A 23,183-nucleotide genomic window follows, 5' to 3' on the forward strand; every position below is an offset into this window, starting at 1 on the left:
GCGGGGAGGGTGACCCGCAGCCTTTCGGCTCCAGGGACAGTGCGAAAATGAGTGAACGCCGGCAGATCAGCGGTCGTGAAGAAGGCTGGGGCGAAGAGCGAGAGGCAGCCGAGACCCGCGGGATTCTTTCCGAGATCATCGCGCAGAGCGCCGATGCGCTGGTTGCCGCATTCTACGAGACCCTGCTCGCCCATGACGAGGCGTCTGAGTTTCTCAGCCAGACCATCGTGCAGGATCGGTTGAGCAATTCCCTTCGCGCCTGGATTCTCGATCTGCTCGTGGAACAGGACGAGCAGGCATTCGCCGACAGGCAGGTGCAGATCGGCCTCGTCCATGCACGCATCAAGATACCCATCCATCTCGTGCTGGAGGGCGCCACCGTGCTGAAAAGCAATATCGGCTGGCGGCTTGGGGAAATGGCGCTCAGCGGCCGTCAGGTGGCGCGCGCATTGATACATCTCGACCAGAGGGTCGACCTTGCGATGCGCCTGATGAGCGCCGCCTACGTGTCCGGGACGAAGGACAGCGTGCAGGTCGACGAGGCCTATCGTCTGTTTTCGCTCGGCCAGGACATCAGCCTCGAGCGCGAGACGCAGCGCGCCGCGCTCCTTGAGTGGAGCCAGTTGATCCTGTTCGATCTTTTCGGAAGCGGCGACACGGCGCCGCTGCCGGCCATCCAGGCTTCACCCTTCGGGCTCTGGCTGCGCCACCGCGCCGGCGTGTTGTTTCAGGGGCTGCCTGCGCTGGCCAGCATAGAGGCGGCCATGCGCCAGATCGACGGCGTGCTGTTGCCGAAGATCGCGGAAGGTCGGATCGAGAAGGGAGCCAAGCTCAACGAACCGCTGTCGCGCCTGCAGGCGACGATCGACGAGATAAAGTTTTTCCTTTCCGAACTTTTCCAGGCCACGACTGCGCTGGAAGCGGGCCGCGATCCGCTGACCCGTACGCTGAACCGTCGGTTCTTGCCGTCTATCCTGAGCCGCGAGGTGACGCTTGCGCGCAGCAACGGGACACCGTTGTCGCTGCTGATGGTCGACGTCGACCATTTCAAACAGATCAACGACCGATGGGGGCATTCGGTCGGCGATCTCGTGCTGCGACAGATCGCCGAACTCATTCTCGAAAACGTTCGCCTGAGCGATTTTGTCTTCCGCTACGGGGGAGAGGAGTTTCTGATCGCCTTGGTGGAGACCGACGGCCCGGAGGCGTTCGAAGCCGCCGAACGCATCCGGACATTGTTCATGGAGCGTACGTTCCGGCTGCCTGACGGACGCGAAATGAATGCCACGGCGTCGGTCGGAATTGCGTCCTTCCAGGGGCATCCCGACTATGCCGTGCTGATCGATGCGGCCGATCATGCCCTTTACCGCGCCAAGGCCGAGGGCCGGAACAGGGTGGCGGCGGCCTAGTCGGCCGTACGGACCTCAGCCCGCGAGCGCGCCGAGTTCCTTCTCGAAGAAGAAATCCGCATAGGGATTGTCGTTGTAGCGACCGGTGTCGCGGTAGCCGGCCTTGCGATACATCGCCTGCGCTTCCAGCAGCGACCGGTTGGTGTCGAGGATGATGCGCTCCATGCCCATTCGCCGCGCCTCGTCTTCGAGCGCTGCGAGCAGGCGGCGCGCGACACCCAGCCCGCGCGTGTCGGGCGCGACCCACATGCGCTTGATCTCGGCGGTCGAGGCATCGAGCGGCTTCAGCGCCCCGCAGCCGACGGCGCGGCCGTGCAGGCGGGCGATCAGGAAGACGCCGGCAGCCTCCGCCGGCTTGCCCGCATAGCCCCCATTGCCCGGATCGAAGCCGCCCTCAAACCGTTCGTCGAGCTCCTTGTAGTAGGCCGCCACGCATAACCTTGCGTCGCGGCTGTCCTCCGGTTCGGCGGCGATGGCGATCGAGGCAGCATTCATCAGCCGCTCGACCTCGGCCATCGCCGCGACCAGCCGGCCGCGCTGCCCTGTGCTCAGACCGTCGAGCAGGGACCGCGCCAGATCGTCCGAAAGGGCGTCATAGGCGGCGCGCTCCGACACGCCCTTGGCGGTAAGCGTCACCAGCCTGCGCCGGCGATCTTCGCTGTCGCTCTCGATCGCCACCAGCCCGTCGGCTTCGAGCGATTTCAGCAGCCGGCTGGCATAGCCCGAATCCAGCCCGAGCCGCTCGCGCAACGAGCCTATGTCGCTGCCGTCATGCCCGATCTCGAACAGCAGCCTGGCCTGGCCGAGCGGCCGGCCGCGCCCGAGATAGCTGTCGTTGAGCGCGCCGGTGCCGAGCGTCACCGCCCGGTTGAAGCTGCGCACCTGCTCGATGAAGGCCTTTTCCATTTATCTGACTTTAGTCAGATATTGTGCTCCTGCCAAGAGGAGCATCCTTGATTTCGCCGCCGAAGCGGTGGAAGGCTCAAGGCATGGAATGGCGCGACGAGGGAATCATTCTCGGCACCCGCAGGCATGGCGAAACCAGCGCCATCCTCGAGGTGATGACGCGCGCGCATGGCCGCCATCTCGGCCTCGTGCGTGGCGGACGCTCGCGCAAGCAACAGCCGGTGCTGCAGGCCGGCAACCGGGTCGACATCATCTGGCGCGCCCGGCTCGACGAGCATCTCGGCACCTTCCAGGTCGAGGCGCTCGACCTCAATGCGGCGCGCCTCTTCGACAGCGCCGCCGCCATCTACGGGCTGCAGACGCTCGCCGGCCATCTGAGGCTCCTGCCGGAGCGCGACCCGCATGAGCGGCTCTACGAGACGCTCGGGCTGGTCATCGAGCATCTCGACGATCCCGCCGCGGCTGGCGAACTGCTCGTGCGCTTCGAGATCATGATGCTCGACGAACTCGGCTTCGGCCTCGATCTTTCCGAATGCGCCGCCACCGGCGCGCGCGCCGATCTTGCTTACGTCTCTCCGAAATCCGGTCGGGCCGTATCGCGCGGAGCCGGCGAGCCGTGGCGCGACAGGATGCTGACGCTGCCGGCCTTCCTGCTGGAGGCGGGACTGCGCGCCGACAACCGCGCCATGGAGGATGCCTTCCGGCTGACCGGCTTCTTCTTCTCGCGCCACGTGTACGAGCCGCGCGGCTTCGCCGAGCCGGAGGCGCGCGCCGCCTTCCTCGGCGCGCTGCGGCGCCATCAGGCGGGATTATCGGCAGGTAGCGGGGAAAGCGCTGCATGATCCGCCCGCTTGCCGTCGCGGGCTTCGCCGCGCAGTGACAAAGATCCACCACGAACGCAGCCGACCTCTGCCTGCCACTTGGGAGCACCCATGATCGAAAGCCTGATCGGCACCATCGCCATCGTCGCTCTGATCATCGTCGTGGCGCGGCAGAACGGCCGCATCAACCTTCTGGAACGCGAGATCGGCGCGCTCAGGAGTTTTGTCCTTGCCAATCCGCAGGCGGCCGGAGAGGCAAGCAAGGCGGTGGTCGAGCTCGGCGGGCAGGCCGCCCCCGATGAGGCTGCCGAGCCTGTGGCTACAGTGGAGCCGACTGCCGAAGCTGAGCCAACCGAAACTGTACCGGAGGTCGGCCCCTGGTCGGCGGCTGCCTCCGTCTCCGCTGAAGAAGCGAAGGAAGCCGCAGCGCAACCTTCGCCTGCAGAATCGGCCGTGCCGGCGGCGGCTCCGAACAGGCCCGACATCGAGACGGCGCTCGGCACGCGCTGGGCGGTGTGGGTCGGCGGCCTGGCGCTGGCGCTCGGCGGCCTCTTCCTCATCCGCTATTCGATCGAGGCCGGCATCTTCGGCCCCGGCGTCCGGCTCACCATGGCCTTCCTGCTGGGATTGGTTCTGGTCGGCGGCGGCGAATTCATCCGCCGCACCGGCTTCAAGGTGCCGGTCGAGGGCGCGGCCGGCGCTTATGTGCCCGGCATCCTGACGGCTGCCGGCGCGTTCACCCTGTTCGGCACGATCTACGCCGCGCATGGCATCTACGGCTTCATCGGCCCGGCATTCGCCTTCCTGCTGCTCGGCGTGATCGGCGTCGGCACGATCGCCGCCGCGCTCGTGCATGGACAGGCGCTGGCCGGCCTCGGCCTCCTCGGCTCGATGGCGACGCCAGCGCTCGTCTCGTCGCAATCGCCGAACGCCTGGGCGCTGTTCGGCTACCTCGCGGTGGTGCTGGTCGCCAACACCGGGATCGCCCGCCTGCGGGGCTGGACATTCCTCGCCGCGGCAGGCTTCGTCGGCACGGGGCTGTGGACGCTGCTCTATCTGAGCGAGGCGCCGCTCCCGGATTTCACGGTGCTGATGTTCATCAGCCTGGTGACCCTCGGGTCGCTGGCGCTGGTCTGGCTCAGGAGCGGGGAGGGCGAAGCGCTCGACTGGCCGACAATCGCGCCGGCCTTCTTCCTGGCGGTGACGGCGGCCTTGCTGCTCGCCGTTCCCCAATATCAGGCGATGGGGGGCGTTTCCTATGGCGCGGTGCTGATCTTCGCCATGCTGCTCGTTGCCTTCTACAGGCCTGCGGCGCTGCCGCTGCTCCATGCGGCGGGCATCGCCACGGTGCTCGTCTTCGCGCAGGCGGCGCTGACCGGATCTTTCGTGTTTCGCGTCTCGGGCGGCGAAGTCTCGGTCGACGGTTTTGCTGCCTCGCCCTTCGTCTCCGTGCTGCGGCCGGCGGGCATCGTGCTGGCGATCCTCTTCCTGGTCGATGGTTTCTGGAGCGCGGGGCGCAGCATCGGCGCTTCGCCGGCGCGCGCGGCGGCCTGGGCCGGCTGGGGCGCGCTGACGCCGCTGGTGGTGCTCGCGTCGCTGTGGGTCGCCTTCGGCAACCTCGACCGCGACCTCGGCTATGCGGTCGCCGCACTCGTGCTGATCGCGATCTTCGCCGTCGGCGGCGAAGTGCTCGCCCGCCGCGAAGAGCCGGCGTTGAGGGGCGGGCTAGCCGTCTCCTTCGCGCTGCTCGGCGCTGGCGTTGCTGCCATGCTGGCGCTGCACATGGCTTTCGGCCCTCTGTGGACGACGATGCTCGCCGGCGCGCTTGCCGTCGTGCCGGCGCTGGCGACGCGCTGGCGCCTCTATCCGGTGCTCGGCTGGCTGTCGGTCGGCACCGTGCTGGTGGTGCTCGGCCGTATCGCCTTCGACCCGACCATCGTCGGCGCCTTCGCCCTTGGCAGGACGCCGGTCTTCAACGCCCTGCTGCCCGGCTATGGCGTGCCGGCGCTCGCCTTCGGCTTCGCCGCCTGGCAGCTCGCGCGCACCACGGCGGGACGGCCGCGCCTCGTCATGGAGGCAGCGGCGGCGCTGCTTGCGCTGCTGACGCTGGCGATGCTGGTGCGCCACGCCATGAATGGCGGCGTCATCAACACGAACACGCCGACGCTCGCCGAACAGGCGATCTACACGCTGATCGCGCTTGGGGCGGGCGCGATCCTGGTGGCGCTCGACATGCGCTCGCCGAGTTCGGTGCTGCGCATCGGCTCGCTTGCCGCCGGCGTCGTGTCGGTGGCCTTCGTCGTGGCGCAGCATTTCGTGCTGCTCAACCCGCTCTTCACCGACGAGTCGACCGGCGGCATCCCCGTCTTCAACCTCTTGTTCCTCGCCTATCTGCTGCCGGCGATTGCGGCAGGAGCGCTGGCGCTCTATGCGCGCGGCAAGCGGCCGAGATGGTATTCGGCGATGCTGGGGCTCGTCATGGCCGCGCTGGTTTTCGTCTATGCGACGCTCTCGGTACGGCGGCTTTTCCAGGGCGAGCACATCGCCTGGTGGACGGGCATGAGCCAGCTCGAGACCTACGCCTATTCGGCCTTGTGGCTTGCCATGGGCGTGGCACTGCTGGTCGCCGGCGTCTGGCAGCGCTCGCAGATGCTGCGCATCGCTTCGGCCGTGCTGATCGCGGTGGCGGTGGCGAAGGTCTTCATCTTCGACATGTCGGAGCTCGAAGGCGTGCTGCGCGCGCTCTCCTTCATCGGGCTCGGCGCGGTGCTGATCGGCATCGGCCTCTTCTACCAGAAGCTTCTGACGCGGGCCGCCAGGCAGGATCGGGCGCAGGCGGCCTGACAGACTTATCTCGCGGCTATGCTGCGAGAGGCAGGCATCGCGCCGGAGACCCGGCGGTTACAGCGCGGTCGCAGCGCGTCATCGCGCCGTTACCCGACTCCGGGAGCTTCTGCGGACCTGTTCTGAGGAGAGATTTCCATGCATCGTCTTGCAGTCGCCGCCAGCCTGATCGGCCTTGCCGTTTCCAACGCCGCCGCGGACGGCGTGTCGGTAGAGGAGGGGCTGCGCATATCGATCGTCGGCGGCTGCCATGACTGCCACACCGACGGCTATGCGGTGAGCGGTGGACGGATCGATCCGGAAAACGCCCTGCGCGGGAGCGCGATCGGGTTTCGGGGTCCGTGGGGCACGACATATCCGTCGAACCTGCGCCTGACCCTGGCGAAGATGGGCGAGGACGAGTTCGTCGGCTACGGGCACACGTTCAAGACTCGGCCGCCGATGCCATGGTTCGGCGTGCACGGCATGACCGACGGCGAGCTGCGCTCGTTCTACCGCTACGTGAAATCGCTGGGCGAACCGGGCATGCCGGCTCCCGCCTATGTCGGGCCTGGCGTCGAGCCGATCACGCCCTACATCGCGTTCGAGCCGCAGATGCCGGCGCAATCGCAGTGAGCCTAAGCAATGAGGCCGGGTTTCCCCGGCCTCAAGATTTCAAAGACAGATACTGAAAGAGCTTAGAAGAAGCTCTTGCGCTGCCACCAGCCGCTGCGCTTCGGCTGGTCGGGCGCAGGCTCGCCCTGACCTTCCGCCGGCGTCGAGGATACGACGGCCGTGGCAGGCGCGGCGCTCGCCGACCTGCGGCGGGGTGCGCTCTCTTCAGCAGGCTTGTCTTCCGACGATGCAGCCGGCTCGGCTTGAACCGGCTCAGGCAGGACAGCCACTTCCGGTTCGGCTGCCGCAACCGGCTCGTCGGCAGGCGGCGACACCGGCTCGGCTGCCGCGACTGTCTTCTTTGCCCTCGAAGCGCGGCGAGGCTTCTTCGGCGGCTCGGGAACTGCTTCAACCTCAGGCGTCACGGCTTCTTCGACGGTGCTGGCCTCGACGATCTCTTCGGCCATCACCTCGGCCGGGGCAACAGGCTCCTCCGCCAACGCCGCAGGCTCCCCGGCGTCAGGCTGGTCGCCGGCTTCCGCCAAAACCTCCTCGGCGCCTTCCGAACCTTCGGCATCGTCGCGACGGTTGCGCTTGCCGCCGCGTTTGCCGCGCCGGCGCTTCTTCGCCTGGCCGTCGTCCGATGCCTCGGCGGTTTCGGTCACGGCCTCGCCAGCCGCATCCGCGTCTGCATCGGCTTCGATCTCGAGATCGCTTTCGCTTGCTGCGAATTCAGCTTCGGGCGACGTTTCCGACTGGGTTTCCGGAGCGTCTTCGTGCGGAGCGCCATTGTGGTCGTGGTCGCGATCGCGCCCGCCCCGCCGCCTGCGGCGGCGACGCCGCTTGCGGTCGCGATGGCCGTCCTCGCCGCCTTCCGAACGCTGCTGCTGCGGACGCTGCTCGGCCGGGCTTTCCTCGTCCTCGGCATCGATGACGACGTCGTCCTCGTCCTCTTCCACCGGCGGAGGCGCCAGGAACTGCAGCTCCTGGAAGCCGGCCGGCTTCTCGGCCACGGCGCCGCGCAGGATCGAATAGTGCTGCGCGCCGACCGTCTCGTCGACCTCGATGGTGATAGTCAATCCGAAGCGCGCCTCGAGCTCGGTGAGCGTGCTGCGCTTGTGGTTGAGCACGTAGAGAGCCGTGGAGGAGGGCGTCTTGACGATGATGTGGTTGCGCGAATCCTTGAGCAGGAATTCCTCGATCGCGCGGACCACGAGCAAAGCCACCGAGGAGTCGGAACGCACATGGCCGGTGCCGCCGCAATGCGGGCACGGCTTCATCGTGGATTCCAGCACGCTGGCGCGGATGCGCTGGCGGCTCATCTCCATCAGGCCGAAATGCGAGATGCGGCCGAGCTGGATGCGGGCGCGGTCGTTCTTCAGATGGTCCTTGAGGCGCTTCTCGACCGCACGGTTGTTGCGGTTCTCCTCCATGTCGATGAAGTCGATGACGATCAGGCCGGCAAGGTCGCGCAGGCGAAGCTGCCGGGCGACTTCCTCGGCGGCTTCGAGGTTGGTGTGGAGCGCCGTCTCCTCGATCGAATGCTCCTTGGTGGAGCGTCCCGAGTTGACGTCGATCGAGACCAGCGCCTCGGTCTGGTTGATGATGATGTAGCCGCCGGACTTCAGCGTCACCTGCGGCTGCAGCATGCGGTCGAGCTGCGCCTCGACGCCGGAACGGGCGAAGATCGGCGTCGTCTCGCGATAGGGCTGGACCACCTTGGCGTGGGACGGCATCAGCATGCGCATGAAGTCTTTGGCTTCACGGTAGCCTTCGTCGCCGGAGACGAGGATCTCGTCGATGTCCTTGTTGTAGAGGTCGCGCACCGAGCGCTTGATCAGCGAGCCTTCCTCGTAGACGAGGGCAGGGGCGGTGGACTGCAGCGTCAGGCTGCGGACATTCTCCCACAGCCGCATCAGATATTCGTAGTCGCGCTTGATCTCCGCCTTCGTGCGGCTTTCGCCGGCGGTGCGCAGGATGACGCCCATGCCCTGCGGCACTTCGAGGTCGGCGACGACTTCCTTGAGCCGCTTGCGGTCCTGCGCGTTGGTGATCTTGCGCGAGATGCCGCCGCCGCGCGCCGTGTTGGGCATCAGCACCGAATAGCGGCCGGCGAGCGAGAGGTAGGTGGTGAGCGCCGCACCCTTGTTGCCGCGCTCTTCCTTGACGACCTGCACGAGCAGGATCTGGCGGCGCTTGATGACTTCCTGGATTTTGTAGTGGCGGCGCGGCGGCTTGCGGCGGTTGCGCACTTCCTCCAGCGCGTCCTCGGCGCCGATCGATTCGACCTCGTGGTGGTCGTCGTCGTGATGGGCGGAGTGGACTTCCTCGATCGCGCCATTGCCGTCGGTTTCGTGTTCCGGCGCCTCCGGAAGCTTCTCGGTGACGACGTCGAGCTCGACTTCCGCGGCGATGGAGGTCGGGCCGCTCTTGGGCTCGTCTTCCTCGCCGGCGTCGGCGGCATCTCCGGCGGGCTTTTCTTCAGGCTCTTCGCCGGGCTTCGCTTCCGCGGAAGCTTCGGCGTCGTGCGTCTCCGCGGCCGGGCTTTCATCGGCCGCGACAGCGGTCATCTGCTCCGCGCCCGCATCGTCCGTAGCGGCCTCGTCGGAACCGGCTTCCGCCGCTTCCGTGACAGACTCGGTCGCTTCGGCGGCGGCCTCGGTGGTCTCGGCGGGCTGGTCCTCGGTCGGGCCGGAGAACGACTCGGCGGCTTCCGTGCCTTCGGCGGCCTTCACGGCGTCGTCGCCGCGGTCGCGGCTTCTGCCGCCACGCCGGCGACGGCGATTGCCGCGTCCGCGCTCCTCGCCGTCCTCGTCCTCGTCCTCGGCCTCTTCCGCTTCGGCGCGCAGCAGCGCTTGCCGGTCGGCAACGGGGATCTGGTAGTAGTCGGGATGGATTTCACTGAAGGCGAGGAAGCCGTGACGGTTCCCGCCATATTCGACGAAGGCAGCCTGGAGCGACGGTTCTACGCGGGTTACCCGCGCCAGATAGATGTTTCCTTTGAGCTGCTTCTTGTCCTGTGATTCGAAATCGAATTCTTCAATGCGGTTACCGCGAACGACGACAACCCGCGTTTCCTCCGGGTGGGAGGCGTCTATGAGCATCTTGTTGGGCATTATATTTTTTCCCTCCGGCAGCCGCAGGCCCCGCCGTCGGAGAGAGACTCCGCCGCCGCGCGCTTGATGGGATGCCGGAAATTGCGTCCGCCAGAGGCTGGCCATTGGCCTGGCGAAGGGCGATGGCGGTGCCGCCCGCAGCCGAACCGGCGCGGTGTGTCGCGGACCTTTCCATCATTGCGCTTGCCATTCCTCGCCTTGCGGAACCTTTTTGAACCTAAGCCCGGAGTTGCCGGACCAGCTTGTTTGCTCGCGAAGAGCCGGCGCGGATCCTTGGTCATCCGGCCGTATTGCTTGCGGCAGGGGCTCCGCGCCACGGGAGCGCCCTGACGAAATCCACAGGGACCATCTATGCCACCATCGCGACTTGCGATTGGAGCCGCTTACGCCGCCTTGAGTAGCCTTTGGGAGTGGCGGCGGAGGGGTCCGGGCATTGCGGTGATCCAGCACCGCTTTTATGATTTGGCGCAGTTTTAGGCAACCCAAATTTGTGCCGCCGGCAAATACCCTTCCGCTGCGGCAACAACGTGAAAGGCTTGGTTAACCTTATCTGAATACCACTCGTTAACAGTATATACAGCCTATCCACCCGCCGGATGGGCGCCCCGAAGCAGCAGGATCTGAGGCAGGGAACTGGTGATGAGTCGTAGAGCCGACTGGCAGCAACGCGGTTTCGGCGCGATCGCCTCGGCGGTATTCCTGTTGCTCGGCCTTGCCTGCGCGGCGCTTCTTTCTTCGCCGGCCTCGGCGCTCGAAGCGCACGACTACAAGATGGCCGGCGACGCCGTGCACATGCGCGTCGTCATGAATTTCGACCAGGAACCGGAGCCGAGATGGTTCCTGCTGCGCTCGCCGCACCGGCTGGTGATCGACCTGCCGAAGACGACATTCGCGATCGACCCCAAGGAGCTGAAGGCGAGGGGTCTGGTCAAGAACGTCCGTTACGGACACATCAACGAGAAGACGTCCCGCCTGATCCTGGAGACCGACGGGCCGTTCGTCGTCGACGAGATAGACATACTGAAGAACGAAGGCTCGCCCGGCTATCGCCTGGTGGCCGACATCTCGTCCGCTTCCCGGCAGGCCTTCGACGAGGCGCTCGCCATCCAGGCACAGACGACCGGCTCCACCGAGACGACGCCGAAGAGCGAGCGTCTGGGCCTGAGGACCGGCCGGAAGGGCCAGAAATTCACCATCGTCATCGATCCCGGCCATGGCGGCATCGACGGCGGCGCGGAAGGGCGCAGCGGCACGGTGGAGAAGGACATCACCCTGACCTTCGCCACCGAACTGCGCGACAAGCTGCTCGCGGACGGCCGCTACAATGTCTTCATGACGCGCGAGAAGGACGAGTTCCTGCGCCTCGACGAGCGCGTGAAGATCGCCAGGGAGCACGAGGCAGACCTCTTTATCTCCATCCATGCCGACACGATCAGGCTGAAGGGCATACGCGGCGCGACGGTCTACACCGTTTCGGAGAAGGCGTCGGATGCGGAGGCGCAGGCGCTGGCCGATCGCGAAAACCTCTCTGACCAACTCGCCGGCATCGAGATCGAAGAGGAGAACCACGAGGTGGCCGACATCCTGGTCGACCTCATCAAGCGCGAGACGCATAGCTTCTCGATGCGGTTCGCGCGTTCGCTGGTCGGCGAGTTGTCGACGACGGTCGGGCTGATCAACAATCCGCACCGTTTCGCCGGGTTCCGCGTGCTGAAGGCGCCCGACGTGCCGTCGGTCCTGCTGGAACTCGGCTACCTGTCCAATTCCAAGGACGAGGAGCAGCTGAAAAGCTCGGAATGGCGCGGCAAGGCGGCGGCGAGCATCTCCAAGGCGATCGAGCTGTTCGCGACCTCCACCGGAAGCGCGGGCGGCTGAGATGCCGGGCCGTGGCGGCAGCGGCAGAAATTCGAGTGGCGCATCGACCACAGTCGCCGTAATTATTTCATGGATTCAGGCCGGCCTGCCGCGGTTGCCGCATTTTGCACACATCGCCGGATCAAGGCTTTGCCAATTCGGAATATGCCAGGTCCGGAGGCGGTTACGCATTCGCGTTATTGTGCGTAGGTCCCCCGATCTGGCATTGGAGCGGGTATGATTCGACTTATCGGTTATTTCTTCGGCATCGGAACTGCGCTCGCGCTGCTCGTGGCGGCCGGCGTGGCGGTGTTTGTCGGCAATCTGGCCAAGGATCTTCCCGACTACGAGGTGCTGGCGAAATACGAGCCGCCGGTGACCACCCGCGTGCATGCCTCCGACGGCGCCCTGATGGGCGAATTCGCCAGGGAACGGCGTCTATACCTGCCGATCCAGGCGGTCCCGGACCGGGTCAAGGCGGCCTTCCTCTCGGCCGAGGACAAGAATTTCTACAAGCATCCCGGCATCGACGTGACCGGCCTCTTCCGCGCCGTGGTCAACAATCTGCAGACCGGCTCGCGCCAGGGCGCGTCGACGATCACCCAGCAGGTGGCGAAGAACTTCCTGCTCACCAAGGACCAGACCTACGAGCGTAAGATCAAGGAAGCGATCCTGTCCTTCCGCATCGAGCAGGCCTATTCCAAGGACCGCATCCTCGAACTCTACCTGAACGAGATCTATTTCGGCTTCGTCTATCCCGGCCAGGGCGCGTTCGGCATCGCCGGCGCTGCGCTGACCTATTTCGACAAGTCGGTCAACGAGCTGACGGTTGGCGAGGCGGCCTATCTCGCCGCGCTTCCCAAGGCGCCGTCGAACTACCATCCCTACCGCCATACCCAGGCCGCTACCGAGCGCCGCAACTGGGTCGTCGACCAGATGGTCGAGAACGGCTACATCTCGCGCGAGGAAGGCGACAAGGCGAAGGCCGAGCCGCTCGGCGTCAAGCCGCGCCGCAGCGGAACCTATCTGTTCGCGGGCGAATATTTCACCGAGGAAGTCCGCCGCGAGATCATCTCGCGCTACGGCGAGAACGCGCTCTACGAGGGCGGCCTGTCGGTGCGCACGACGCTCGACCCGCAGATGCAGCGCATCGCCCGCAAGGCGATGCAGAACGGTCTCCTGAAATACGACACGCTGCGCGGCTATCGCGGGCCGGTCAAGACGATCGAGCTCGGCGCCGACTGGGGCGCTTCGCTGGGCGAGGTCAAGGCCCTCGACGACGTTCCCGAATGGCAGCTCGCCGTCGTGCTGGAAAGCTCCGGCTCCGGCCTGTCTATCGGGCTGCAGCCGAAGCGCGAGGTTTCCGGCAAGCTGTCCGACGAGCGCGAAACCGGCACGGTTTCGGCCGAGGACATGAGCTTCGCCATGCGCCACATCGTCGACGGCAAGCGCCTCAAGGCGAATTCGCCGGCCGACGTGCTGAAGACCGGCGACGTCGTCTATGTCGAGAAGAAGGATGGCGGCGCCTACCAGCTTCGCCAGGTGCCGTCGGTCTCGGGCGGACTTGTCGCGATGGATCCGCACACCGGCCGCGTGCTGGCGATGGTGGGCGGTTTCTCCTTTTCCCAGTCCGAGTTCAACCGCGCCACGCAGGCGATGCGCCAGCCCGGCTCGTCGTTCAAGCCGATCGTCTACGCCGCTGCGCTCGACAATGGCTACACGCCGGCCTCCGTCATCATGGACGGGCCGATCACCATCACCTCGGGCAACACGGTCTGGTCGCCGAAGAACTACGACGGCAAGCCGGGCGGCCCCTCGACGCTGCGCACCGGCATCGAGCGCTCTCGCAACCTGATGACGGTGCGCCTCGCCCACGACATGGGCATGAAGATCGTCGCCGAATATGCCGAGCGTTTCGGCGTCTACGACCACCTCATGCCCTATCTGCCGATGGCGCTGGGTTCGGGCGAAACCACCGTCATGCGCATGGTCTCGGCCTATTCGGTGATGGCCAACGGCGGACTCCAGATCAAGCCGTCGCTGATCGACCGCATCCAGGACCGTTACGGCAAGACCGTCTACAAGCATGACGAGCGCGGATGCGAAGGCTGCGTCGCCCCCGAGTGGACCGACCAGGCCGAGCCGGAACTGATCGACAATGCCGATCAGGTGCTCGACCCGATGACCGCCTACCAGATCACCTCGATGATGGAGGGTGTGGTCCAGCGCGGCACGGCCATGACGCTGAAGGAGCTCAACCGTCCGCTCGCCGGCAAGACCGGCACCACCAACGACGAGAAGGACGCCTGGTTCATCGGCTTCACGCCGAACCTCGTCGTCGGCCTCTATCTCGGCTTCGACCAGCCGCGGACGCTGGGCAAGGGCTCGACGGGCGGCGGCCTCGCCGCGCCGATCTTCAAGGAGTTTATGGCCGAGGCGCTGAAGGATACGCCGCCGGTGGAATTCCAGGTCCCCGAGGGCATGAACCTCGTCGCCATCAACCGCAAGACCGGCATGCGCGCCAATGAAGGCGATCCGGGCACGATCATGGAAGCCTTCAAGCCCGGTACCGGACCGGCCGATACCTATTGGGTCATCGGCATGGATGCCGGCGGCGAGATGGGCGAGTCGCTGTCGCCTGCGGCCGCGGGCGCCATCCAGGGCGGCGGCGGCGGGCTGTATTGAGGCGGCTGGCTTATCGAACGGTCGTGAAGCTTCCTCCAGTTTGAGCATCGGACCGGCCCGAAACGGCCTCGTGCCAGCCGGCCGATGTTCTCCACTTCTCAGGCAGCAGGGATGGGCGGACCTCAGGGTTCGCCCATTTCTCTTTTGCCCATTCCTCTTTTGACAGAGTGGCGGAGACGAACTGTCGTCCGACATCGGATTCATCCGGGACCCGCTTCGCATTTTTCGGTCAGGTGCTTTCGCATCGGCGCTTTACAGGCCGGGAGCGCCTCCCTATGTTCCGCGCCGATTCAACAGCTCCACTTCACAGGAAGCCCATTCCAGCCATGCGCGCGGAAACCGAAAAGCTCGTCGACGAAATCAAGCAGGCCATAAGCCTGCTGAGGAGGCATCTTTGACTGGGATCAGGCGCTGAAGCGACTTGATTACCTGAACATGCGCGCGGAGGATTCCTCCCTCTGGAACGACGCGCAGGAAGCCCAGAAACTCATGCGGGAGCGCCAGACGCTGGAGGACGGCGTCAAGGCGGTGCGCGGCCTCAGCCAGGCGCTCGAAGACAATATCGGCCTGATCGAGCTCGGCGAGGAGGAGGGCGACCAGTCGGTCGTCGACGAGGCCGAGGCCTCCATCCGCTCGCTGTCGGGCGAGGTGAAGGCGCGCCAGATCGAGACGATGCTCTCGGGCGAGGCCGACGCCAACGACACCTATCTCGAAATCCACGCCGGCGCCGGCGGCACGGAGAGCCAGGACTGGGCCTCTATGCTCCTGCGCATGTACACGCGCTGGGCGGAGCGCCGCCGCTTCAAGGTCGAGATCCTGGAAGTCCATGACGGCGAGGAGGCGGGCATCAAGTCTGCCACGGTGCTGATCAAGGGCCACAATGCCTATGGCTGGCTGAAGACCGAATCCGGCGTGCACAGGCTGGTCCGCATCTCGCCCTATGACAGCAATGCGCGCCGCCACACCTCCTTCGCCAGCGTGTGGGTCTATCCGGTCATCGACGATTCGATCGACATCGAAGTCAGCGAGTCGGATGTGCGCATCGACACCTATCGTTCGTCGGGTTCCGGCGGACAGCACGTCAATACGACGGACTCAGCGGTTCGTATCACCCATATCGCGACCGGCATCGCGGTTGCCTGTCAGGCCGAGCGCTCGCAGCACAAGAACCGCGCCAAGGCGTGGGAGATGCTGCGCTCGCGGCTCTACGAGGAAGAGCTGAAGAAGCGCGAGGCGGCCGCCAACGCGACGGAGGCGTCGAAGTCCGACATCGGCTGGGGCCACCAGATCCGTTCCTACGTGCTGCAGCCGTACCAGCTTGTGAAGGACCTTCGCACCGGGGTCGAGAACACCAGCCCGTCCGACGTGCTCGACGGCGATCTCGACGAGTTCATGGAAGCGTCGCTGTCCCAGCGCATCGAGGGCGGGTCGGGGCAGGTCGTCGCCGACATCGACTAGAGCGGCGAGCGCCTGGCTGGTGTCGCGTCCGCGGCTCCAGCCTTCGTCATTTTTCGGTCCGATGCTCTTGGCCTCGGGGCAGCCTTAATCCTTTGTTAACCAAGCGGACGCAGCATCCAGAATGCGGATGCCGGCGTTTGCTGCGGCATTGCGAGTTGCGAAAAAGTCGCGCGCCGGCGAAGAATTACCCCCCGTGATCGGGAACCCGCAGGGGGGAGAAACATTGTCTCGGCACGCAGCGTATCTGCGGCTGACGAGCCGGCGAATGGGAAGACACGGTCCTGGGACGGGCAAGCGAAAGCTTGATCAACCCGTTTTTGACAGGAACAAGCCATGTCAGACCGTTCAGGAACCCCGGCCCAGCGCCCCGTCCCAAGACTTTCGATAACAGGACTTCTGAAACCGGGCATTGCCGCCGCCATCCTGGCGACCGGCATGTCCAGTTTAGCTCTTGCCCATGACGCCAAGCCGACGGCTGCCCGCCCGCAGGGGTGGAGTTATCCCTTCTCCTGCTGTTCCGGATACGATTGCCGCGAGGTCTCGTCCAAGGCGATCAGCGAAAGGCCGGAGGGCTACGTTATCAAGGGCACGGGCGAGGTCGTCGCCTACTCCGACGGAAGGCTGAAGGATTCGCCCGATGGCGAGTACCACTGGTGTTCCGTGGCGGGTGCGGACGATTCGCGCACCATCTGCCTGTTCGTGCCGCCGCGCTCATACTGACGGGCGCGAGGTTGCCAGAGCCTTCCGGCTGTGCTGCCATGGAGTGGGCGGTATGGGCCGAGGAGGGGTCATGAAGATCAAAGGGAGTTGCCACTGCGGGGCGACCGCGTTCGAAGTGAGCGCCGTGCCCGAAAACGTCACCCAATGCACCTGTTCCTTCTGTTCCAAGCGCGGCGCGCTGTGGGCCTACTACACGCCCTCGCAGTTCCGGCTTGCGACCCCTGCGGCCAACCTCTCGACCTACCGCTGGGGCTCGAAGACCATCAAGCATCACTTCTGCGGGACGTGCGGCTGCGGCACCTTCACCGAGACGCCGGACTGGTCGACCGGCGAGCCTGATTTCGACAATCCCAAGGTCAGTGTGAATGCGCGTCTGTTCGACGACTTCGACCTCGGCGCGGTCGAGGTGGTCGTCATCGACGGAAAGAATCTCTGGTAGAATAGCCGTTTCGGGGCGACAGGCCGGCCACGATGTGCCATCTGCCTCGGGCGCAGTCGGGTTTTTGCCGCATTTCGCGGTACAAGGCGTAGGACTGTGCGATCCGACTTTGCACGAGCGTTACGTAAGAGGGGATAGCTGATGATCAAGAAACTGATCGCCGTTCTGGCGGCCGTGGCGTTTGTGAGCGCCTGCTCGACCGACCCGTACACCGGCCAGCAGAAGGTGTCGAACACCGCCGGCGGTGCGGCTCTTGGCGCAGGCCTCGGCGCGCTGGCAGGCATGGCCGTCGGCGGCTCGAGGAACGCGCAGCGCAACGCCGTGCTGATCGGCGCCGGCCTTGGCGCGCTGACCGGCGGCGCCATCGGCGCGACGATGGACCGCAACGAGGCGGATCTGCGCCGCCAGCTGCAGGGCACGGGCGTCAGCGTCACCCGCGTCGGCGACCAGGTCGTCCTCAACATGCCCTCCGACATCACCTTCGACATCGACCGCGATGCGATCAAGCCGAGCTTCAGGCAGACGCTGAACTCGGTCGCCATCGTCCTCAACCGCTACCAGCAGACGGTCGTCGACGTTTACGGCCACACCGATTCCACCGGCAGCGACGCCCACAACATGGATCTGTCGCAGCGCCGCGCCCTGTCGGTGGCCAACTATCTGAGCCAGCAGGGCGTCGATTCGCGCCGCTTCGCCGTCACCGGCTTCGGCTCCACCAGGCCGATCGCAACCAACGGCACCGCCGAAGGCCGCGCGCTGAACCGCCGCGTCGAGATCCAGCTCTCGCCGCTGACCTGAGCGCTCCGCATACGAGAAATAAAAACGGCCCCGCATCGGGGCCGTTTTTATTTCAGCGTGCCGAAATCAGACTTTTCAATCAGACCTTCGCGGCGATCTTCATGAAGGCCGGCATGTCGTCGCCGAAGCCCACGGTGCCGTCGTTGATGTCGTCGTCGCGGTGACGCCGCTTGTCGTCGCGGCGAGGGCGGTCGTCACGCGGCGGCTTCGCGGGCCGGTCGGACCGGGCGCCGCGGTCGGCGTTCTCCGATTTGATCGCGTCCTTGCGCGCGCGGCGCTCCTCGGCGGCATCGGCTGCCGGAGCGTCTGCAATCTCTGTTACCGGTTCGGCAGCCTTGGCCTTGGCTTCTGAGTCACGGCCGCGTCCACGCCTGCGATCGCCCCTGCCGTCGGCCTCGTCCTTGCGGCCGGCACGGCGCGGAGCGCCACGGCCGCGGCGCGGCGCATCGTCTTCCTCGCTGGCCACCACGGTGGAGAGATCGCCGTCGTGCCACTCGATCTTCTGGCTGGTCAGCCGCTCGATCGCATCGAGATATTTGGTGTCGGCGCGGGTGACGATGGTGAACGCCTTGCCCGAGCGTCCGGCGCGGCCGGTGCGGCCGATGCGGTGGACATAGTCCTCGGCGTGGATCGGCACGTCGAAATTGAAGACGTGGCTGACGTCGGGGATGTCGAGGCCGCGCGCGGCGACGTCGGAGGCGACGAGCAGCTTCAGCTTGCCGGACCGGAAGTTGTCAAGCATCTGCATGCGCGCGCGCTGGTCCATGTCGCCATGCAGCGCGCCGGCGTCGAACTCGTATTTCTGCAGCGACTTATAGAGGTCGGAGACCTCGACCTTGCGGTTGCAGAAGATGATCGCGTTCTTCAGCCCTTCGGCCTCTTCACGGATGAGGTCGCGCAGCACGGCGCGCTTGTCCCATGGCTTCGGGCCGGACTTCACCAGCCGCTGGGTGACGGTGGCGGCGGTGGTGGCGGCGCGCGCCACCTCGACGCGCACCGGCGCGTGCAGGAACTTTTCCGTCAGCTTGGTGATCTCGGGCGGCATCGTCGCCGAGAAGAACAGCGTCTGCCGGGTGAAGGGGATCATCTCGCAGATACGCTCGATGTCGGGGATGAAGCCCATGTCGAGCATGCGGTCGGCCTCGTCGATGACGAGGATCTCGACGCCGTTGAGCAGGAGCTTGCCGCGCTCGCGGTGGTCGAGCAGGCGGCCGGGCGTGGCGATCAAAACGTCGGCGCCGCGCTCGAGCTTCTTGTCCTGCTCGTCGAAGGAGACGCCGCCGATGAGCAGCGCGATGTTGAGCTTGTGGTTCTTGCCGTACTTGACGAAGTTCTCCTCGACCTGCGCGGCAAGCTCGCGCGTCGGCTCGAGGATCAGCGTGCGCGGCATGCGCGCCCGCGCCCGGCCTTTTTCGAGGCGCGTGATCATCGGCAGCACGAATGCCGCCGTCTTGCCGGTGCCGGTCTGGGCGATGCCGAGCACGTCCTTGCCTTGCAGGGCATGCGGTATGGCGCCCGCCTGGATCGGCGTGGGCTGTGTATAGCCGGCGTCGGTGACTGCGGAAAGGACCTTGGGCGAAAGGCCAAGGTCTGCGAATGTCAACGCTTCTTGAGCGGTCGTGATGTCAGAGGACAATGGTTTGGCTTGCTCAGCTCGTTCCAGGCGCGGCCCCAACGCCGCGGCAGGCGCCCGAGCACCTGCTATTTTTGTGCATTGCGATAGGCGCAACCCTGCGGAATGTCAACTTAAATGCCGGTAATGTTGGCATCACGTGTGGGTTATGATTAGCGGCTGGCGTCAATCATGGCCCGGATTTGAATTGTCGTCAGTAGCGGAACTGCTCGGCGAGGATGCGTTCGTTCCACGAATGGCCGGGATCGAAGAGCAGCGTGGCGGTCTTCGTTTCTGATTCCCGCACGGTCACCGACACCACCGATTTGACCTCGACATGGTCGGCCGCCGCGTTCACCGGGCGCTTTTCCGGCTCCAGCACGTCGAAGCGGACGGTCGCCCTTTCCGAGAGCAGCGCGCCGCGCCAGCGGCGGGGGCGGAAAGGGCTGACCGGGGTCAGCGCAAGCAGCGGCGCGTCGAGCGGCAGGATCGGACCGTGGGCGGAAAGATTGTAGGCTGTGGAGCCGGCCGGGGTCGCCACCAGGACGCCGTCGCTGTGGAGTTCCTCCAGCCTGACCTTGCCGTCGATGGTGATCCTGATCTTCGCCGTCTGATAGGACTGGCGCCACAGCGCCACCTCGTTGATGGCGAGCGCGGTCCTCTTGCGGCCGGCGGCCGTCTCCGCGACCATTTCCAGCGGGCGGATGGTTTCCGGGATCGCGGCGGCGATGCGCTGCGGCAGGCCCTTGGCGCGGAACTCGTTCATGAGGAAGCCGACGGTGCCGCGATTCATGCCGAAGACGCGTTTTCCGGTGCTCATCGTCTCGCGCAGCGTCTGCAGCAGGAAGCCGTCGCCGCCAAGCGCCACCACCACGTCCGCGTCGGCGACCTTCGACTGTCCGTAGAGGGCGACGAGTTCCTCGGCAGCGGCCTTCGCATCGGTGGTGCCCGACGACACGAAGGCGAACTTGCTCGGGGGAGGCGGCCTGCTTCGGGCCGCCTTGCTGCGGGATGTACTCATGCGTATCGCGGCCCTTCGATGGGAGGCGGTGACGGGTAGCATGCGGCGGTGACGGTGCAAAGGGAGAGGCGCTTCCTCTCCCCGCCGTGGGGGCCCTTCGTGGCTGTTGCGGAGTGGACGTCGAGCCTATTCCGCCGGCGCGAGCTTCAGCCGCCCGACCGGCTTCTCCTGGATCGGCCAGTGGACGACCGCGGCGAAGATGCCGAGCGCGACGCCAAGCCACCAGACCGGATCGTAGCTGCCGAACTGATCGTAGAGATAGCCGCCGAGCCAGACGCCGAGGAACGAGCCGATCTGATGCGACAGGAAGACGACGCCGCCCAGCATGCCGAGATGGCGCGTACCGAACATGACGGCGACCAGCGAGTTGGTCGGCGGCACGGTCGACAGCCACAGCAGGCCCATCACGATGGCGAAGACGACGACGCTCGTCGGCGTCTGCGGCAAAAGCAGGAAGGCGGTCACGGCGACCGAGCGGGCGAGATAGATCCAGACGAGGAACTTCGGCTTGGAATAGCGCTGGCCGATGAAGCCGGCCGACAGCGATCCGATGATGTTGAAGAAGCCGATCAGCGCCAGCGCGATCACCGCGTAGCGTGCGTCTATGCCGAGGTCGCCGATATAGGCCGGGAAATGCGCGGTGATGAACGCGACCTGGAAGCCGCAGACGAAGAAGCCGGAGACGAGCAGCGTGTAGCTGCGGTGAGCGAAGGCCTCGCGCAGCGCCTGGCCGACGCTCTGCTGGGCGGCCTTGCGCGCCGCTTCGGCATTGTGGGAGCTGCCGTGCAGGGGGATCGCCAGCAGCGGCACGGCCAGCATCATCACCGCCATGATGACAAGGCTCTGCGACCAGCCATAGGCGTCGATCAGCCCCTGGCCGATCGGCGCGAACAGGAACATGCCGGCAGAGCCGGCAGCCGTGCCGATGCCGAAGACGATCGAGCGCTTCTCCGGCGGCGTATGGCGCGCGAAGGCGGCGAGCACGATCGAGAAGGAGCCGGCCGCGACGCCGAGGCCGACCAGTACGCCGCCGCCGATGTGCAGCATGGCCGGGCTGTCGGCGACCGCCATCAGATAGAGGCCGGCGGCATAGATCACGCCGCCGAGAGTCAGCACGCGCCAGGTGCCGTAACGGTCGGCGATCGCTCCGAAGAAGGGCAGGCTGAGCCCCCAGAACAGGTTCTGCAGCGCCATGGCGAGGCCGAATGTCGTGCGGTCCCAGCCTTTCTCGGCGAGCATCGGCAACTGGAAGAAGCCCATCGCCGAGCGTGGCCCGAAGGTCAGCGCGGCGATCAGGCAGCCGCAGATGATGATCAGCCACGGCACCGATCTTGCCATCGCGGGGGCTTGCGTCTGCGTCTGGGCCGTCATGGAGCATCCTTCCGAGGGACGCCGCTTTTACTCCATCGCGCCACTGTCGCAAAATGAATAGGTCGCATGGATCGCTTCAATCTTCTTGATGCGAGGCTGGAAGAAACCGCCTCGCGCGAACGTTTGAATGGGAAAGGACCGCGGCTGGCGCACGGCTTGTGCCGAAGGGCGAACGGGGGTTCAATCAAGGGCGATCGTGGCGCTGAGACAAGCCGGCATGGACGATAGAAGGGCGGCTATCCTTGCGGAGATACCTCGTCTCAGGCGCTACGCGCGCGCCTTGCTGCGCGATCGGGATTCGGCCGACGACCTCGTGCAGGACTGCCTGGAGCGCGCGCTTGCCCGCATGGACAACTGGCGCACCGGCGACAACCCGCGGCGCTGGCTCTTCACGATCATGCATCATCTGTTCGTCGACCAGACGCGAAAGACGAAGCGGCGCGCCGAGGTGGTCATGCTGACGCTCGACGATTCCGAAGCCCTGTCGTCGCCGGCCGAGCAGGCCGACAGCGTCGCCTCGCGCGAGATCATGGACGCCCTGCAAACGCTGAGCCCGGAGCGGAGGGCGGCTCTCGTCATCGTCGGCATCGAGGGCTTCTCCTATGCGGAAGCCGCCACGATGCTGGGCATTCCGGCCGGCACGCTGATGTCGCGTGTCGCGCGCGGCCGCGAGGAACTGCGCGGCCTGCTCGACGACGTCGCCCGCCGTAGCGCCATCAGGGTGGTCGAGCGATGACCCGGCACGATTTCACCGAGCGGGACATCCACATGGCGCTCGACGGCGAGTTGCCGGAGGAGGAGCGCGCCGGTTTCCAGTCGTGGCTCGAGGGCAATCCGGAGATGAAGGCGAGGAGCTTGCGCTTCGAGGCCGATCGCGCGCGGCTGCGCGACACCTTCGCCGGCGTTCTCCACGAGCCGGTGCCCCACGCCCTGGCCGGGCTTGTCACCGGTGAAGCGAAGACGCGCTCGGCGGCCGCTCCGCGCTGGCGCATGGCTGCCGCCGCGGCGCTCCTCCTGGCGCTCGGCGCGGGCGGCGGCTATCTGGCCGGCGTCGGCGGCCTGGGCGCGGAAGCGCAGTCCGAGGAGGAACTGGCCGAGGACGCGATCGCCGCGCACACCATCTATGCCGCCGAACAGCGCCATGCCGTCGAGGTCGGCGCCAACGACAAGGACCATCTGCTCGGCTGGCTGTCCAAGCGGCTCGGCCTGACGCTGATCGCGCCCGACCTGACGGCCGAAGGTTTCCAGCTTGTCGGCGGGCGCCTCCTGCCGGCCGGCCAGAAGACCGCGGCGCTGCTTCTCTATGAGGACGCGAAGGGCGACCGCATCTCCATCTATGTCACCGCCGAAGGCGCCGGGAAGGCGAAGGGCATCTACAGCGATGAAGCCGGCGAGGCGAGCGCGATCTACTGGCTGGACAAGGGCTGGGGCTGCGCCGTCGTCGGCACGCTGCCGCGCGAGCAGTTGCTCGATGTCGGCCGGAAAGCCTATCGCCAGCTCCTGGCAGGCGCTGGCATGGCCTGAGGAAGGCTTAG

Annotated in this window: 17 protein-coding genes; 12 read left to right on the forward strand and 5 right to left on the reverse strand. The window is 66.1% G+C overall.

All coding sequences use genetic code 11. From position 1 onward, the window contains the following. Window positions 1–47: 47 nt before the first annotated feature. Complete coding sequence (locus D8676_RS13210) at window positions 48–1,409, forward strand: GGDEF domain-containing protein (protein ID WP_121581350.1); 1,362 nt, start codon at window positions 48–50, stop codon at window positions 1,407–1,409. A 15-nt stretch (window positions 1,410–1,424) separates the two neighbouring features. On the opposite strand, the gene D8676_RS13215 is transcribed toward D8676_RS13210, so the two are convergent. Next, on the reverse strand, window positions 1,425–2,315 hold the full coding sequence (locus D8676_RS13215; RefSeq protein ID WP_121581351.1) for a helix-turn-helix domain-containing GNAT family N-acetyltransferase: 891 nt from the start codon (window positions 2,313–2,315) through the stop codon (window positions 1,425–1,427). A gap of 83 nt (window positions 2,316–2,398) precedes the next feature. Between D8676_RS13215 and recO the strand changes: the two genes are divergently transcribed. The 3 genes from recO to D8676_RS13230 all read left to right on the forward strand — a co-directional run bounded on the left by recO (window position 2,399) and on the right by D8676_RS13230 (window position 6,595). Next, on the forward strand, window positions 2,399–3,157 hold the full coding sequence (gene recO, locus D8676_RS13220; protein WP_121581352.1) for a DNA repair protein RecO: 759 nt from the start codon (window positions 2,399–2,401) through the stop codon (window positions 3,155–3,157). A gap of 90 nt (window positions 3,158–3,247) precedes the next feature. Continuing rightward, window positions 3,248–5,980, forward strand: a complete 2,733-nt coding sequence (locus D8676_RS13225; RefSeq protein ID WP_121581353.1) for a DUF2339 domain-containing protein — start codon at window positions 3,248–3,250, stop codon at window positions 5,978–5,980. 138 nt (window positions 5,981–6,118) lie between these two features. Continuing rightward, window positions 6,119–6,595 (forward strand): cytochrome C, encoded by a 477-nt coding sequence (locus tag D8676_RS13230; protein ID WP_121581354.1) that lies wholly within the window; start codon window positions 6,119–6,121, stop codon window positions 6,593–6,595. Window positions 6,596–6,657: 62 nt separating this feature from the next. Here D8676_RS13230 and D8676_RS13235 read toward each other — a convergent pair whose 3' ends face one another. Continuing rightward, window positions 6,658–9,690 (reverse strand): Rne/Rng family ribonuclease, encoded by a 3,033-nt coding sequence (locus D8676_RS13235; protein ID WP_121581355.1) that lies wholly within the window; start codon window positions 9,688–9,690, stop codon window positions 6,658–6,660. Between the two features lie 639 nt (window positions 9,691–10,329). On the opposite strand from D8676_RS13235, the gene D8676_RS13240 reads away from it, so the two are divergent. The 6 genes from D8676_RS13240 to D8676_RS13265 all read left to right on the forward strand — a co-directional run bounded on the left by D8676_RS13240 (window position 10,330) and on the right by D8676_RS13265 (window position 17,644). Next, window positions 10,330–11,565: an N-acetylmuramoyl-L-alanine amidase gene (locus D8676_RS13240; RefSeq protein ID WP_121581356.1), complete on the forward strand. Its 1,236-nt coding sequence runs from the start codon at window positions 10,330–10,332 to the stop codon at window positions 11,563–11,565. 216 nt (window positions 11,566–11,781) lie between these two features. After that, on the forward strand, window positions 11,782–14,229 hold the full coding sequence (locus tag D8676_RS13245; protein WP_121581357.1) for a penicillin-binding protein 1A: 2,448 nt from the start codon (window positions 11,782–11,784) through the stop codon (window positions 14,227–14,229). 326 nt (window positions 14,230–14,555) lie between these two features. Then, a protein-coding gene (prfB, locus tag D8676_RS13250; RefSeq protein ID WP_121581358.1) for a peptide chain release factor 2 occupies window positions 14,556–15,687 on the forward strand; the annotation gives its coding sequence in 2 pieces (ribosomal slippage) (window positions 14,556–14,621 and window positions 14,623–15,687; 1,131 coding nt in all). 435 nt (window positions 15,688–16,122) lie between these two features. Then, window positions 16,123–16,407 (forward strand): hypothetical protein, encoded by a 285-nt coding sequence (locus D8676_RS13255; protein WP_245426807.1) that lies wholly within the window; start codon window positions 16,123–16,125, stop codon window positions 16,405–16,407. 70 nt (window positions 16,408–16,477) lie between these two features. Beyond that, entirely contained in the window at window positions 16,478–16,846 is a 369-nt protein-coding gene (locus D8676_RS13260) for a GFA family protein (protein WP_121581360.1), read from the forward strand. Between the two features lie 141 nt (window positions 16,847–16,987). After that, a complete protein-coding gene (locus D8676_RS13265) occupies window positions 16,988–17,644 on the forward strand; it encodes an OmpA family protein (protein WP_121581361.1) in 657 nt (218 codons plus the stop codon). Between the two features lie 79 nt (window positions 17,645–17,723). On the opposite strand, the gene D8676_RS13270 is transcribed toward D8676_RS13265, so the two are convergent. The 3 genes from D8676_RS13270 to D8676_RS13280 form a co-directional block, all read right to left on the reverse strand. After that, window positions 17,724–19,280 carry a DEAD/DEAH box helicase gene (locus D8676_RS13270; RefSeq protein WP_183097088.1) on the reverse strand — a complete coding sequence of 519 codons (1,557 nt, stop codon included), beginning with the start codon at window positions 19,278–19,280 and terminating at the stop codon, window positions 17,724–17,726. Window positions 19,281–19,470: 190 nt separating this feature from the next. Next, window positions 19,471–20,277 carry an NAD kinase gene (locus tag D8676_RS13275; RefSeq protein ID WP_121581363.1) on the reverse strand — a complete coding sequence of 269 codons (807 nt, stop codon included), beginning with the start codon at window positions 20,275–20,277 and terminating at the stop codon, window positions 19,471–19,473. A 126-nt stretch (window positions 20,278–20,403) separates the two neighbouring features. Then, the gene (locus D8676_RS13280; RefSeq protein ID WP_121581364.1) at window positions 20,404–21,648 is read right to left on the reverse strand and encodes an MFS transporter; all 1,245 of its coding nucleotides are present in this window, start codon (window positions 21,646–21,648) and stop codon (window positions 20,404–20,406) included. 217 nt (window positions 21,649–21,865) lie between these two features. Between D8676_RS13280 and D8676_RS13285 the strand changes: the two genes are divergently transcribed. Continuing rightward, the gene (locus D8676_RS13285) at window positions 21,866–22,384 is read left to right on the forward strand and encodes a sigma-70 family RNA polymerase sigma factor (protein ID WP_121581365.1); all 519 of its coding nucleotides are present in this window, start codon (window positions 21,866–21,868) and stop codon (window positions 22,382–22,384) included. Beyond that, window positions 22,381–23,172, forward strand: coding sequence for an anti-sigma factor (locus tag D8676_RS13290; RefSeq protein WP_121581366.1), 792 nt, complete (start codon window positions 22,381–22,383; stop codon window positions 23,170–23,172). Before D8676_RS13285 ends, D8676_RS13290 begins: the two co-directional genes overlap by 4 nt. The last annotated feature ends 11 nt before the right edge of the window (window positions 23,173–23,183 follow it).

This window comes from Mesorhizobium sp. YM1C-6-2, from assembly GCF_003666685.1.
GTDB lineage: Bacteria > Pseudomonadota > Alphaproteobacteria > Rhizobiales > Rhizobiaceae > Mesorhizobium_K.

Coding starts and splice junctions, on each gene's coding strand:
- D8676_RS13210 (WP_121581350.1), top strand. CDS start 48: ATGAGTGAACGCCGGCAGATCAGCGGTCGTGAAGAAGGCTGGGGCGAA.
- D8676_RS13215 (WP_121581351.1), bottom strand. CDS start 2,315: ATGGAAAAGGCCTTCATCGAGCAGGTGCGCAGCTTCAACCGGGCGGTG.
- recO (WP_121581352.1), top strand. CDS start 2,399: ATGGAATGGCGCGACGAGGGAATCATTCTCGGCACCCGCAGGCATGGC.
- D8676_RS13225 (WP_121581353.1), top strand. CDS start 3,248: ATGATCGAAAGCCTGATCGGCACCATCGCCATCGTCGCTCTGATCATC.
- D8676_RS13230 (WP_121581354.1), top strand. CDS start 6,119: ATGCATCGTCTTGCAGTCGCCGCCAGCCTGATCGGCCTTGCCGTTTCC.
- D8676_RS13235 (WP_121581355.1), bottom strand. CDS start 9,690: ATGCCCAACAAGATGCTCATAGACGCCTCCCACCCGGAGGAAACGCGG.
- D8676_RS13240 (WP_121581356.1), top strand. CDS start 10,330: ATGAGTCGTAGAGCCGACTGGCAGCAACGCGGTTTCGGCGCGATCGCC.
- D8676_RS13245 (WP_121581357.1), top strand. CDS start 11,782: ATGATTCGACTTATCGGTTATTTCTTCGGCATCGGAACTGCGCTCGCG.
- D8676_RS13255 (WP_245426807.1), top strand. CDS start 16,123: ATGTCCAGTTTAGCTCTTGCCCATGACGCCAAGCCGACGGCTGCCCGC.
- D8676_RS13260 (WP_121581360.1), top strand. CDS start 16,478: ATGAAGATCAAAGGGAGTTGCCACTGCGGGGCGACCGCGTTCGAAGTG.
- D8676_RS13265 (WP_121581361.1), top strand. CDS start 16,988: ATGATCAAGAAACTGATCGCCGTTCTGGCGGCCGTGGCGTTTGTGAGC.
- D8676_RS13275 (WP_121581363.1), bottom strand. CDS start 20,277: ATGAGTACATCCCGCAGCAAGGCGGCCCGAAGCAGGCCGCCTCCCCCG.
- D8676_RS13280 (WP_121581364.1), bottom strand. CDS start 21,648: ATGACGGCCCAGACGCAGACGCAAGCCCCCGCGATGGCAAGATCGGTG.
- D8676_RS13285 (WP_121581365.1), top strand. CDS start 21,866: ATGGACGATAGAAGGGCGGCTATCCTTGCGGAGATACCTCGTCTCAGG.
- D8676_RS13290 (WP_121581366.1), top strand. CDS start 22,381: ATGACCCGGCACGATTTCACCGAGCGGGACATCCACATGGCGCTCGAC.